This window comes from Streptococcus sp. HMSC072D07, assembly GCF_001814835.1.
In the GTDB taxonomy this organism is placed as follows: Bacteria; Bacillota; Bacilli; order Lactobacillales; family Streptococcaceae; genus Streptococcus.
In genome coordinates this window covers 1-238 of the sequence record NZ_KV818087.1, presented here as the reverse complement: position 1 = coordinate 238, position 238 = coordinate 1, and the positions used below count along the sequence as shown (strand labels likewise).

The 238-nt window shown below is 53.8% G+C and carries 2 tRNA genes; both read right to left on the bottom strand.

Going from position 1 to position 238, the window contains the following annotated elements:
• Positions 1 to 42 precede the first annotated feature (42 nt).
• Positions 43 to 116: transfer RNA gene (locus tag HMPREF2991_RS10490), tRNA-Ile, on the bottom strand.
• 13 nt (positions 117 to 129) lie between these two features.
• Positions 130 to 203 (bottom strand) — tRNA-Met (locus tag HMPREF2991_RS10485).
• Positions 204 to 238 lie beyond the last annotated feature (35 nt).

Below are 238 nucleotides of genomic sequence, written 5' to 3'. Positions count from 1 at the left end.
GTTCCCTTCAGCCGGACTTGGGTAATCCTCCATTATTTACAATGGACCTTGTAGGACTTGAACCTACGACCACTCGGTTATGAGCCGAGAGCTCTAACCAGCTGAGCTAAAGGTCCAACAAGATCAATATAGCGGCGAAGGGGATCGAACCCCCGACCTCCCGGGTATGAACCGGACGCTCTAGCCAGCTGAGCTACACCGCCATGAATCGGGAAGACAGGATTCGAACCTGCGACAC